Below are 13,164 nucleotides of genomic sequence, written 5' to 3' on the forward strand. Positions count from 1 at the left end.
TATTTTGAAAAAAGCTCATGCGAAAGTATGAGCTTTTTTCTTATCTGCTCCGTACTGGGGACCGGGGTTCGACCACTGGTTCGTACAGGCCATCCTTATTCTGGCAAAACCGGCTCGCCGGTGATTAACGCATACCGGCTGAGCAGCGCGTTAAGCGCCAGTTCTGCCTGCTTTTTTTGCGCGCTGTTAACGGGTTGTCCGTCCGGGGGGCTGGCGAGCTGCCGCAGTTGCTCTTCCACCGGCACCGCGCGGTTAAACGACTGCGTGATGGCGAACACCATGGTTTTCAGTTCGCTGCCGGTGAGATAGCTGCCGCGCCGCTCATCCAGCGCGTTCAGGCGGTCGGTCAGTTGTTGCAGCTGCGTCATGCCCTGATGCCAGCCGCTGAGCGTTCCGGCTGACAGCGCGGCGGCGTTAAGCTGACTGTGCCACTGCTGTACGAGCGGCTTTGCCTGTTCCGGCCACAATGCCTGCGCCTGCTGCACTAACTGGCTGCCGTAGCGCAGCGTCCAGTCCGGCGGCAGACTGTTCAGCCGCGCCAGTTGCTGCTGCGTGCGGCGTATCCCCTCGCCTGCCGGCAGCGTTCCCGGCGTTATGCCCTGAACCTGCGCAGCGGAGAGCGGCTCCGGCAGCGTCAGGGAGGCTTCCAGCCGCTGCGTCAGCGGGTCGGGCCGGTTGACAGACTGCCATCCCCACAGCGCGGCGCTACCGGTAATCAGCATGGTCATCACCCCGGCGGCAAACGGCTTCCAGGGCTTCGCAGGCGGCGGAGGTTCACTGATAACGGTGATATTGGGCTGTGGCTCCGGTTGCGCCACGTACACCCACTGCGTATTACCGGATGCCGGATGAGGCCGGGGCTCCTCACGGTTCACGGGTATCGCCCCGGCAGGCAGCGTCACGCCGCCCGCCGTAGCGTCGCTGTTCTCCAGCCGTACCGCCGCGTTATGCAGTTGCGTACGCAACGTATCAAGCTGGCTGAGATGTTTAAGCTCCAGACGTTGCAGCACCTCACCAAGCCGTGTGAGATGCTGCTCCGCCTGATAAAGCTGGCTGAGGTCGGCGTAGTGCAGCGTCAGGGTGCGCAACACCTGTTGCAGGCGCTGGCTCAGGCTGGTGAGGATTTCCATCCGGGCGTGTACCGGCTGCGGCCAGAGATTGCCCCACTGGCGGGAGACGAGCGCTTCCAGCACTGCCAGCCCTTCGTTCAGGCCGTACAGCCCGGTCAGATGGGTACGCGCCAGGGTATACCAGGCGGCGGTCTGCAACTCCACACCGTTTTGCTCAAACAGCGCCAGACAGCATTTTTCCGCGTGTTTCCAGTTCACGTCCGGGCGCGCCGGATGGGTGAGTTTCGCCAGCTCATCGCGCAGGCTGGCGTAATCCGCCAGGGTACGCGGGTCACCGCCGGTTCTGAGCTGATGCGTCAGTGTGTCCGTCATGGGTCATATCCTTATTCAACATTACACGGCAGCCCGCGCGTCCAGGTACTGCTGCTGTTTGAGATGGCGGATCAGCACCCGCCCTTCCGGCATAAACTCGGTGCCGTAGCGCACCAGCCCGATGCCCTTCAGCTCCGCATCAATGGCGTAGCGCAGTTCGCCGGGGATGGTCTGCGCCAGCATCACCACGTCGATGCGCTTCAGGCGCGGCTCGTATCTGAGCAGCACATCCGAGAGCGTGGTCATCAGCTGATGGGCGGTGCCGGGCATCCCCTGCAGGATTCTGGTCATATCGGGCAGGCCGTAGTCGGGCAGATGTTTCAGGCTCCCGGCGCGGGTATTGAGGATACGCTGCATGTTATCCAGTACCGAGAGAACGACCTGGTTCGGTTCACTGACCTGATGCAGATCGAGGCCGCCCGCGAAGTTGCCGAACAGGGTTTCATAAAGGGAGGGACCGTGTTGTTGGGGCATCTCAGTCATCCTTCAGTGGTACCAACGTCAGCCGGTTATTCCCGGCCTCAATGACGCGGGCTTTATCCGGATCGAGGTCTTCCCGGCTCAACACAACCCGCCAGGTATCATTCGCCTGGCCCGGAGATATAAACATTCCGGCCACCGCCACATACTGCGCGCTTTCCTCCATCGGCATATCGACCTGTACCGCCCCGCCTGGCTGCAGTCGGATGTCTTTCTCCGCCACCAGGTCTGCCTTGATAGCCTGACTGTCAGCCTTAAACAATGACGGATAATCCGTACTGTCAAAGGATTTGCGATCCTTAAGCTGGTAAATACGTACCACTGTTGACAATGCCACCCCACCGGCATTGCTGTTAACCGCTTCGCGGGCGCGAATATCGAGATGCACGGTTTTCACCTGTTTATAAAATATCGATTTGGTCACAGCGACGGTGCCGTCTGTCACTTTTTGCGTCAGACCACAGCCTGCGAGCATCATTGTGACAGCAGCTGTCAGCGTAACTTGTGTGAATTTACCAGCGATAATCGCCATCTTCATCGGTCTCCCTGCGGTGAAAATTTTCCTGAATCCGCTGATAGCGGCCAAGATTGATGGTTATGGTTTTGGGATGTGTGGCGGTGTTTGCCGCATTCAGCGGTCGCATCACCGCGGTGCGGCCCAGCTGTACCGCACCCGGTTTGGGCTGAGTGCTCAACGTCGCATCCGGTAGCAGGCGGCGGTCGACACACAGTTGCAGGCGGACATCGAGGCGCGAGCCAAGATACACATGCAGCAGCGCCATCAGGTCCGTATGAAGCTCCCCGCCGGGCAACCAGCCCTGTACTTCCACCGGGTCGGTGGTGGTTATTCTCATCAGCACCTGGCTGTTGACGTCGGTGGCATAGTTGCCCATCACCGGTCGGCTGGACAGGGTGACGGGCTGGCGCACGCTCATGGTCAGCGGTGTCTTCAGCGGTACCCGGCGTTTGTCGTGGTGCCAGATTTTAGCCTGCGTGTTGGGCGCCAGCAGGCGCACCAGCGAGGCCATACCCTCCGCGGTGCGCCCTGGCAGTAGCATCACCGGAAGCAGCGCCAGAAAACGCGAAGCCGGTGCGGCAATACTGTCGGTGCAGCCGTCAATGCCGAGCCCAGCCAGCCCCAGCAGATACTGCGAGGTGTTATCCTTACCGCCCGCCTCAAAGGTCGCCGGGTAGGAATATTTTCGCCAGATGCGGTAGTACTGGGTAATTAACCGGTGGTTGAAGATATCGAGAAAATCTGTGGTCGCTTCGTACCCTTCCCTGCGCCGCGCGATGTCATCGATATAGTGCGTCGGCAGCGGTGACTCCACGCCGTACAGCCCCATAAAGGTGATACGCACCGTCGGCGGTAGATGCGGGTGTTCCGGCGGTTCAACGCCTTTGATTTCAGAAGCCGGAAAACCCATTCCCGAATGGGGACGGAAGCGCACCGGCTCATGCCGCACCTGCCAGGTGCTGCCCATGACCGGTTTATCCGGCTGGCTCTGCTCCAGCAATTGGCAGAAACGGTAAAAGTTGATGTACGGCAGCCGGCTACCCAACTGCGCTATCAGCCTGGCAGGCGCGGACTGTGGTTCTCTTTCCACCGGATGCATTTTCCTTCTGGCTGAACGATAAGGGTGAGCTGATTAAACTGGTTCATGTCGGCATAGAGCGCGAAGAAGCGGTTGAGCATCTCACCAAACAGGTGGATATCTCCTTCCCCGGTAAAGCCGTTGCTGTCGAGGGTCACTTCAATATCCAGCCCCCGTAGCAGGAAGCCCTGTTCAAAACGCTGCAGGCGATGATGCTCAACATGCTGTATCGCCTCCAGGCGTCGGGTGTTCAGTTCATCTTCCTGCCAGTTATACAGCGCAAGCGTCCCGCGCAGCACTTCTGCGGTGCTCATCATATTAAGGAACCCCGACCCCAGATGACTCAGCACTCGCCAGTGGAAACGGTCTTCCGCCGGCGGGTAGACAGGCAGCGTGGGTTTACAAAGATTACGTACCGAAAGCCGGGTACTGACCACCTGTTCACAGCGGTCCAGTAGCGTGCTCTGCAATGCCCGGCGTGGCAGTTGGCCGTTGGTGCCGGTGATTTGCAGCGACACGGCTTCGCGCTCAACAAGCCGGTCATCTTCCCACTGGTGGCCGCCGAGTATCAGCCAGGTATCATACAGCCCGGTCACGCTGCGCTTCACGCGGGTGTGGTAATAACGCGGCGGGGCATGGCGGCGCATCATCCCGCCTTTATGGCGAAAACTGCTGAACGGGACGTACTGTGCATCATTGGTGCGGTTTGATCCGGTGACCGAATCCACCGAATAAATTTCGGTGTGCCCGTCCTGCAGCCGTTTCGGGCGCAGCAGATATTCACTTCGAGCCCGGTGATGGTGAGCGGGTCCGCTTCGAGAGTAAACAGGTTAATCACCGGCACGCAGTGAAGACGAACTGCCTCATCAGTGACCGGAAGGTCTGACGGCCACTGCTGATTAAACACCACTTCAATGTCGAAATACGCCGCCCCGGCAGGTGGCGTAATGCCCTCCAGTCCGTGGAGGTGGACGAACATAAACTTGTCGCGGAAGGTAAAGTACTCCAGCAGCAACTGGTAGCCGCTGAAGGCGGTATCACCTTTTGGCCACAGGCTATCCTCCTCAGCAAAACCGCCGGGATAGAAATACCCGTCAAGACGAATACGGTCAGTCTGCCCGGGCAGGCGCATATACAATGCATCCTGGCGTTTGGTCAGCATCAGGTGTAGTTGTGTGCTGACTGGTGCCTCCGCCCCGAGATAAAGTGTCAGCCGACTGAGGTCGGCACTGGACCAGTCAGCCTGGCTGCTACAGGCCAGGCGCATCCGCAACAGCGATCGACCGTCAGGTTCGGTAGTCATTGTGATGTCCGACACGCTCAGGGGATTGAGCATCACGTCCTGCGTGGTACGGTAACGGCAGACGGTATTCTTCGGCCCTGTCGGACGGGAGTACACCTCGAGGCCTGCGGGCACAACTTCCGCCATTTTCATGGCATGAAGGTTCGGTGTCAGCGCCACAACGCAAAGTGACGGGATGGTGCGTAGATAGTGTGGCCAGAGCATGCTGACCAGTCCTTCAGTCAGTTCCGGCAGATCGTCATCAATCTTTTCGCGTAGCCGTCCCATTGAGAAGGCAAAGCCTTCAAACAGACGTTCAACGTAAGGGTCGGGGGTACCGGCCTTGTCCAGGTCGAGCATCGCGGCCCGCTCCGGGTGGGCCCGGGCAAATTCTTTCGCGGCTTCGCGCAGGTAGCGCATTTCCGCGTCGTAATAGCGCAGGGTTAAATCTTCCATAAAAAGAATCACTCAGAATATAAATTTGAATGCTCTTACCTTAGAAAGGTAAATTATCTTACCACTTCTTCATTAGTGAGACTAATAGCCCTCACTTCTCCATTTGAAATTTCAAATCCAGTGGTTACTTTTCTAAACGGCTCATTAAAAGATATAGGAGTAAGAAAATACCTCGCAATATATTGCCCCTTCTCCGGTAGCGACCAGCGCTCAGGAGGAACACAGAGTTTTCCATCTATAATTTTAAAATCAGCTCCAAATATATATTTCCGTTTATTAGGCGGAATTTCTCTTGGAGATATACTAAGATCTGATAGTCGATAGTGCTCTGTATTAGGAACCCAAAAACATATATTTCCTCCAACCATACTGATCTTCGCTTCTTCTTCCGGAGAAATCCTGTCCCCTGAACCTGGGCAACCTGTAAGCGTTGACAAACAAATGCTGAAGATCAACAAACCATAGAGTAATTTATTATATTTCAATGCCATGGAAACTCTCTTAGAACATGCCGATACTGTCTTCTGATCGCGGATTCACTAATGTCTCCGTCAAGTGTTACATCATGCGATCTTATTAAATTACACCACCCTCTATATCCTTCTCTTTTGAGCGTGAAGTTGTCAGCAATAATCTGCGCCTGTTGTTCCATCGGATATTCCGATAAAAGTCGCCCATCAAGACGATATCGGTAACTAACATACCAACTGACTAAGCCTCGAAGAATAACATTCATTCCTTTTTCGCGCTGCCAGATATGTACCATTTCATGAATAAAAAGATGTTGCATATCTGGAAGCGATTTAGAAAAATCATCACGATATAATGGAAAGCGGAAATAGATCTCTCCATTAGGTGTCATTGCTGTATGATCATCTTGCAAATTAAAGGGAAGATAACTGTCGCAATGAATCCACACTCGATGATATGGAACGGTTGACATAAATACCCATCTTGCCAACTCAATTTCTCCTGCGGTCAACCTCCGCAATGAGCCTTCTTGTTCCTGAGCTGTTTCCATTATTTTTCCTTACAGACGCTCGTTTTTTTACTTATTAAGTATGATTTAACTGCAAAGAACCGCGGCTCGGGCAGGGTCAACAGTTATCAGTCTGGCCAGTAACTGATCCATTTCCGGCGTAAGGCGTGCCTTATCAGCCTCACTGCGACCAGCTTTCAGTCTGAGGAGTTTCAGGTGGCGGGCGCGCACTTCAAACAGCAATTCCGGCTCCCAGTCTTCGAGGGTGACCTCACCAGCCCCTCTACCCAGTTCGGCAAACAGGTGCACAGCCAGTTCATTTTTACCGTACTGCTCGGCAATGCGCCCCATCATCAGGCGCAGCAGCCACTTCTGACGTGAGGTGGTGACGCCCGGGCGGCTCTGCAACCAGTTCAGCGCCGCTTCCGGGCCATCACTGTCGGCCAACGCCAGGGCTTCCGGCTCCAGTGTGAGAATGTCATCGTTGCCGGCGGCGCTTTGTGTTGGAGAGGTGACATTGCCCCACCCACCCGTCGTATCCATCACGCTCTGCTGGATCCAGTTGGTCGTCACTTCATCGGCAAACGGCGTTCCGTCGCTGAATGCGAGGCTTTCCAGCCCGGCCAGACGGGAGAGCAAGCCTTTCAGATCGGCGGCGATGATGTCAGCTAACTTATCCTTGCCCAGTTTCAGCAGCGCCTGGTGGATATACCACTGCAAATCGAGCCACAGATGGTTGGCCCCGCGCGAGAACAGGCTGTCGGCCTGCTCCAGCATTTCGCTCCAGCTTTGTTGCAGATAGAGCCGCTTGAGCAACGCGCGCTGATCGGGTTTCGGCGCTTCAATGCGGGTACGGCCTTCACCGGTCAGGGCGGGCAACTGTTGCAGGGTGTCGTGGCGCACACTTTTCATCAGGTGATGTGCCGCCAGCCAGCCGTCGGGCTGCTCGCGCAAGTAGTCGCTGAGCGTGCGTGCTTGGGCCAGCAAATCCTGGCCGGAGCTGATACGCCCGATGGCCGGGGCATCGCTGTGGCTGGCCATCGCAGGTGTGTCACTGGTACTGGCGTTCTGCGGCACCACCGCATCCACGCCGCCCGCTTTCTGCAAACGGTTTTCCAGCGCGCCGTACAGCGCGTTAAGTTGCGGGCGGGTTTCATCAGGATTGTTTTCAGTGATCTGCGCTATCAGCAGCAGCGCACCCGCCGTCCGCATTGCCTCCTCCCTGACTACTTCCGGGTACAAGGTCAACGAATCGGTCATGCGCGAACCGGCCAGCCACTCCAGCGCCGCCCTGCGGCTGCGGTCACGCTGCGGGTGCAGTTGTGGACCAAACCGCTCAAGGAGGCCCCCCAGCAGCTCAAGTCCTTCCGCCAGCCCCTGTTCACCCTCGCGGTGCAGCCTGGCCCAGCAGTACCAGGTCGCCACGCGGATATCTTTCGCCGTGGTGGTTAGTATCTTTTCTGCAAGCTGGCAAATCAGCTCTGTGTTTGCACCGGTGAGCTTATTAATTTCCTCGCGTATCTGCTGGAAGTCATCGTCATAGCCCGGGTCGTCACCCACAGGTGACGGGCCGGACAGCGGCTGTAACCAGCTTTCCCACTGCGCCAGCTGTTCGCGGGTGGCGGCAGCCAGCGTTTCCTCTTCGGCCTGGCAGGCACTGAGCAGGGTATTAAGTGTGCTCATCAGTCATCCTCCCCATCATCATTGCCTGCGCTGGCAGTCTGGTCCGAGGGCGCCATGCTACTGAAGATGGTTTCAGGCAGGCGGAAATTACGCAGCTTCAGCAGTGCCAACGGCCCTTCTCCCGCTTCGGTACGCAGGGTGTAATTGAGCGTGCGACCATCTGGTGCCTTCCAGCTCAGGCTGTAACTGCTGTCAACGCCCGGGTAAGCACTGACGGCGGCGCTATCCAACAGGCGTATCCACCCCCAAGCTCCCGGGATATCCGCATATTGACGGGTTCCTGCCTGAGTACTTATCCAGCTCAGGTTCGCACCGGGCGCTTCGGTATCCGCAGGCCAGGTGAAGCGCTTCCACGTCGGCAGTTGATTAACGTAGGTCAGTTTCTGGCTGTCGATAATCATGTCGGTTTGCATCACGCCATCGGCGGTGCCCGGGCGCAGTTCGAAGTTCATCCCGGCATTGCCTTCGGTGAAGGCGACATCCGAGATATGGCTCAGGGTATTGATGGCATTGAGGAACGCTGGGTTAAAGGCCAGTCCCTGCGAGTTGATGCTGTCCGGCACCCAGTGGTTGCCTTCCTTGTGCAGTACGCCCTTGAGGCGGGTCTGCAGGAACTGGGCGATACGCCCGGAATCGGCATTGAGGTATTTTGCGAGCAGCGGCAGAGAGACATCGCTGCTGGACTCGTTGAACGGATAGCGCCCGCCAAAGGCACTGTTCCACTCGCTGACTACCGCCTGTTGCCACTGGCTGTTAAGGCTTTCCGCCGCCGGGGTCAGCACCTGCTGCCAGGCCTGTTCCATCGGGGTTACAAACACGGCCCGGCCAAAACCGCTCCACTCCTGGCCGAGCCCGGCGGCAATCAGACTGCCGTAATCGCGGGTTTCGGTGAGGTCCACGGCTTTGCCCTGGAATACAGTCTGGGCAATGGTCTGCGTCATCGCCTGCGGGTCGGCGGCATTGGTCACCTGCTGCAGGCGCAGACGCACCTGCGTCACCCGGGTCAGGTACGACTGCAGGCTCTGGGCATCGGTTCCGGTACGGCTTTTGTCCATCAGCGCCAGCACCGGACCAAAGGTCGCATCCAGCGGACCGTGGGCGCCAGCGCTCTGGTCGATGGCGTCTTTATTATCACTGCTCAGCAAATTTTTCGCCGATTTCACCAGTGAATCTGAAATCGCCTCCCCGGTCTGCCCGGTGCGCCCCTGCACGTTCAGGGTATTCATCAGCGCCACCAGGGGTGACTGGCGCACGTCGGCCATCAGAGTCAACTGGTCAATGGAATCCGACAGCGTGTCGGCCTGATTCCAGCGCAGGCTGTTGAGGAATTCCAGCCATGCGCCGCCAAAGTCGGCAAAGTAGCGCTCCGTCAGGCGATTTTGTAGCGCTTCCGGGGAGATGTCGTCCTGCTTACTAACCGGACGCCTGCTGTCCGTGAGCACCCAGTCCAGCTCATCCCGGCGCGCTTTCACAACGTCTTCGATGGCGGGCTGCACCGCCTGCTCCCAGGCCTGGCGGGTGAACATCCCCGGCACGATTTCGGCGGTAGTGAACAGTCGTGACGCATCGGTATCGCCGGTCATGTCCTCAAGACGCATATCGACATAAAGGTGCGCCACCCGGGAGAGCATCTTCTGGTAGAGGGTCGATTCGCTGTTGCGAACGCCCATCAGGCGAACCAGCAGGGAACGCGCCTGGCTGACCATGTTCTCATCATCAGCCAGCTTCCACTGCGGATGCGTGACCAGCTGCGCGCCATAGAACGACAGCAGTGACGGGGCCATGCCCTGCCAGACGCCGTCCTTCACGCCGTCACGCTTCGGCCAGTCGCGCAGCAGCGCAGCGCTGAACCAGGCGGCATTCATATGTTCCGGGCGCGCCAGCATCAGCCAGAGCTTCAGTTGGTCATAGGCGTTTTTTGCCATCTGCTCGCGCAGCGGACTGTCCGGCGGCAGCGCATTAAAGGCATTAAGCTGCGTCTGCAGGTGGTCCGCGGCTGCATCACGCAGTAACGGTAAGGCGCTGTCCTGGTAACGTGGCCAGAGTGCCGCCAGCAGCGCAGTGTTCTGACTCAGCCCGGCCTGTTCATACCAGGGCACGCCGTGCTCTGAACGGTACTGCAGACGTGCCAGGGTTTTCTGAAGTTCCGACAGGGCGTGCAGACGCTGTTCCAGAGGCTGGTTCTGCCGGGCGGCAAGTGCGGCCTGGGCATTCGCGTCGTTAATCTGACTGCGGTTGGCGACATACGCGATGCCCATCCATGCGGCCTGGCCCACCATCATAAGCGCAACAACCGACGCCAACACTTTGCGCCATGGAACGCCCGGTTTGTGCGGACGCAGAGCCGCAGGCAGCAACCGAACGGACTCAGGCAGGACATCCCAGCGCTTATCCATGCCCCAGTGGTGCGGCACGGTACGCTCGGCACAGGCAGAAGGCTGGCTGAACACCACACCGGCCAGCGGCAGCGGTCGGTACGGATTGAGCATCACCGACAGCGGCGCGGTCATGCTCTGTGGTTCGCGGATAAGCTGGTCGGCAAGCGTCAGTAAAAAGTTATGCTTCGCTTCACCACAGGTCTGTTGCAGCCCCTGTGAGGTCAGTTGCGGCGTGAGGGCAGCGAGTTGCTCTGCCAGTCCCTCAGTACGACATCCGGCGGGCAGCAGGCAGCCTGTGGCCTGCACAATGCGCCCTTCCGTCTTTCCGGCACGCGGGTGCAGGGACCAGACGTACAGCGGGAGTGTCCAGCCCAGCTTTTTCATACGATTGCTGATGGCATGAGACAGGGAATCCATGGCGCTTTCAGACGGTACCGGCAACGCCTGTTCCAGCCCTGGCGCTGAGAGCTGGTCAAAGGCCGAGGTGACCCACACCAGACCATCCACCGGACGGCGGCGCAGTTTGCGCAGCGCGGTCAGCCAGGCGCTGTCGGCGGGCGTGTTGAGGTCGCCGCCCCACAGCAACAGCGTGCCGCGGTCTTCCTGCCAGAGCTTGTCCGTCAGGCCCGGGGTCAGTTGCTCCACCTCAGCGGTGGTTCCGGTTATCAGCAGGATGCGTGTTTTACTGCCCCAGCGTCGACCGTAGAGGTTGCGCATGGCGAGGCGGATGATTTTGACTGTTTCGTCGTATTTTTCCTGGTCAGCACGCGATGCTTTTTCTTGCCGAAGGTTTTTTCCCGATAATTCCCGAAGTTGCTGAATAAAGCTCAAAGCAATAAACCATTGCCACAACCGGACAAATAAATCATCGCAGAGCAAAATGAACAAACACAAACCGGCAACAGCCAACGAAGTCGTTAGTTTATTCTCAGTGGTACGAAGATGAACGAAGGGATTTTCAGTCCAGATTAATGCCCCTCCTGTAGCCGCAATAATTAGGATGAGCAACCAGGTACTGAGGCGTTTTTTCTTTTTCACATCACGATCCTTTGCGTAGCATTATGCAGGATGGACAACAGCCAGTTGAGTGGTTTGATCACCAATCATTAGCCATTGCGGCATTCCCGAATTTACGGCATGTTCACAAGCGCAAATCAGAGTGATATTGGCGACCGCGGCCGCTGGCCTGCCAAAAGCATCATCCAGAACCTGCTCACCTTTTTTAGCAGATAAAAATCCTGACTTATCCATCACCTGAAGAACAGATGCCAGCGCATCGCTTTTCACCTGCGTACGCCAGAAATACCAAGGTGATCCTACGGTTACGTCTCCCCAATTCGCCGCATCTGCAACAGCATCTTCGGCATCCCTGACCACAACCGGGCGGTGTATCCACATTTGCGGCTTGATATGTTGCCGCTTCAGCCATGCGGGAGAAGCCAGTAACAGGGCGGATACTGATTCGGCCTGCCTGTCACGGGCCAGCAGAAATAAATTAATTTCAACGGAAAGGAATAGCGTGTCATCGCGCCTGTCGAGCCATTCGTCAAGCCACATTAATCCATCGTTTTCAGTGCTGATGCTGAAATCGCTAATAGCGTATGTCTCAGGAAAAGTCCTCTGCCAGATCGTGATAATATACTCATCATTCAACACGCCATCATGGCGAAGGCGAACAACAAGCTTGCCGGTGAATTGTGCCAGTTCGCTATGTAACTGCCGGATGACATTGCCCAAAACCGCTTCAAGCCGTGACTGATGTTCTGCTTCATTAGATATTTTTAATGCCGGAGAGAGTGAGGCCGAAATCAATACAGACTGCAGGGCTTGGGAGTAATGTGACTGAAGCACATTGGCTCCCTGTAAAATTGCGGCAGCGAGTTTGTTGCTGGCGACTGGCGTAGTGTAACTTATTCCAAGTACACCAAGGGCTTGCCGACCCAGTGATACCTGCTCGTCATACTGCGTTTGATGTAAATGGTTCCACCACATGACGCGATCGCGTTCATTTTCATAGTGCCGCAACCTGACAATATAGCCAGCCAGCCCTGCTGAAAAAGGAACGAGCAGCATACAGAACCAGAACCAAGTGGAATGTGTGGTCAATCCTTTTGGCCAAAGAGTGAGCACCAGTACGGCTCCTGCCACTCCTATCAGGGCAATCACGAGAAACCAGCGAGACCTGTCGGGAGGAACAGGTAAGGGCTCTGCCTTCGGGATCTGTTTGAGATCAACTGGCATAATTATCGTTTTCCTGCATTAGGTAATGAAGAAATCAATGTGCAACCACAACCACAGCGATGGCCATGCAGTGCAACAGGCTTGCCATTAATTTTTGAACCTTCATCACCCTCGGCAATAAATGTTTCGCCATGCACAGGACAGAATACTTTATCCATCAAACAGGCAACCTCCAGCCCCATAAACTTCACGCCGGAACTCCCTTCAAGCACTGTGCCGCCATGCGTTGTTTTATCATTAATACGAATTACGCCCTGCATAATTATTCCTTTAATTCAGATAACACGCAGCCCCAAGTAAAACTATTGCTATGAATATGAGCCAGCGCCAAGGGGAGCCATACTTATCCACCAAGCTCTTTTTGAGGATCCAACCAGAATTGTTGATAACACCAAAAACAGGATTCTTTATATCTGAGGTGCTGAATTTATAAGAATACTGTTCTCCAATAGTGCCATCCGTTTTTATCCCCCATGACTTTCCAAAGCTAAATTCTTTTCGATTGCCCCATTGAACTTGTTTTTTGAAACCCACTCTCTCGTTGCTTATTTCAGTTTCAATATCGGTTGATTTTTCACTGTAAGTCACTCGATTATTGGCTTCATTATTTCAATACTACCCAAGAGAG

The 13,164-nt window shown here is 56.4% G+C and carries 11 protein-coding genes and 1 pseudogene; all 12 read right to left on the bottom strand.

From position 1 onward, the window contains the following. Window positions 1–95 precede the first annotated feature (95 nt). The 12 genes and pseudogenes from FHW74_RS02370 to FHW74_RS02425 all read right to left on the bottom strand — a co-directional run bounded on the left by FHW74_RS02370 (window position 96) and on the right by FHW74_RS02425 (window position 13,124). On the bottom strand, window positions 96–1,442 hold the full coding sequence (locus FHW74_RS02370) for a VasL domain-containing protein (RefSeq protein ID WP_183168974.1): 1,347 nt from the start codon (window positions 1,440–1,442) through the stop codon (window positions 96–98). Window positions 1,443–1,463: 21 nt separating this feature from the next. Continuing rightward, window positions 1,464–1,916 carry a type VI secretion system baseplate subunit TssE gene (gene tssE, locus FHW74_RS02375; protein WP_183168975.1) on the bottom strand — a complete coding sequence of 151 codons (453 nt, stop codon included), beginning with the start codon at window positions 1,914–1,916 and terminating at the stop codon, window positions 1,464–1,466. A gap of 1 nt (window position 1,917) precedes the next feature. Next, entirely contained in the window at window positions 1,918–2,454 is a 537-nt protein-coding gene (gene tssJ, locus FHW74_RS02380) for a type VI secretion system lipoprotein TssJ (protein WP_183168976.1), read from the bottom strand. Further along, entirely contained in the window at window positions 2,435–3,538 is a 1,104-nt protein-coding gene (gene tssG / locus FHW74_RS02385; protein WP_183168977.1) for a type VI secretion system baseplate subunit TssG, read from the bottom strand. Before tssG ends, tssJ begins: the two co-directional genes overlap by 20 nt. Beyond that, window positions 3,493–5,255: pseudogene (gene tssF / locus FHW74_RS02390) on the bottom strand (type VI secretion system baseplate subunit TssF). Before tssF ends, tssG begins: the two are co-directional and overlap by 46 nt. A gap of 53 nt (window positions 5,256–5,308) precedes the next feature. Then, window positions 5,309–5,746 (bottom strand): putative T6SS immunity periplasmic lipoprotein, encoded by a 438-nt coding sequence (locus FHW74_RS02395; protein ID WP_183168978.1) that lies wholly within the window; start codon window positions 5,744–5,746, stop codon window positions 5,309–5,311. After that, on the bottom strand, window positions 5,737–6,276 hold the full coding sequence (locus FHW74_RS02400; RefSeq protein WP_183168979.1) for a type IV secretion protein Rhs: 540 nt from the start codon (window positions 6,274–6,276) through the stop codon (window positions 5,737–5,739). The genes FHW74_RS02395 and FHW74_RS02400 overlap by 10 nt, the downstream gene beginning before the upstream one ends. Before the next feature lie 45 nt (window positions 6,277–6,321). Next, window positions 6,322–7,917: a type VI secretion system protein TssA gene (tssA, locus tag FHW74_RS02405; RefSeq protein ID WP_183168980.1), complete on the bottom strand. Its 1,596-nt coding sequence runs from the start codon at window positions 7,915–7,917 to the stop codon at window positions 6,322–6,324. Continuing rightward, a complete protein-coding gene (locus FHW74_RS02410; RefSeq protein WP_183168981.1) occupies window positions 7,917–11,333 on the bottom strand; it encodes an ImcF-related family protein in 3,417 nt (1,138 codons plus the stop codon). The genes tssA and FHW74_RS02410 overlap by 1 nt, the downstream gene beginning before the upstream one ends. A 21-nt stretch (window positions 11,334–11,354) precedes the next feature. Next, on the bottom strand, window positions 11,355–12,536 hold the full coding sequence (locus FHW74_RS02415; RefSeq protein ID WP_183168982.1) for a hypothetical protein: 1,182 nt from the start codon (window positions 12,534–12,536) through the stop codon (window positions 11,355–11,357). Window positions 12,537–12,538: 2 nt separating this feature from the next. Beyond that, window positions 12,539–12,796, bottom strand: coding sequence for a PAAR domain-containing protein (locus FHW74_RS02420; RefSeq protein WP_183168983.1), 258 nt, complete (start codon window positions 12,794–12,796; stop codon window positions 12,539–12,541). Window positions 12,797–12,806: 10 nt separating this feature from the next. Further along, window positions 12,807–13,124, bottom strand: a complete 318-nt coding sequence (locus FHW74_RS02425) for a hypothetical protein (RefSeq protein ID WP_183168984.1) — start codon at window positions 13,122–13,124, stop codon at window positions 12,807–12,809. Window positions 13,125–13,164: the final 40 nt, after the last annotated feature.

The sequence above is a fragment of the Atlantibacter sp. RC6 genome (assembly GCF_014193285.1).
In the GTDB taxonomy this organism is placed as follows: Bacteria; Pseudomonadota; Gammaproteobacteria; order Enterobacterales; family Enterobacteriaceae; genus Atlantibacter.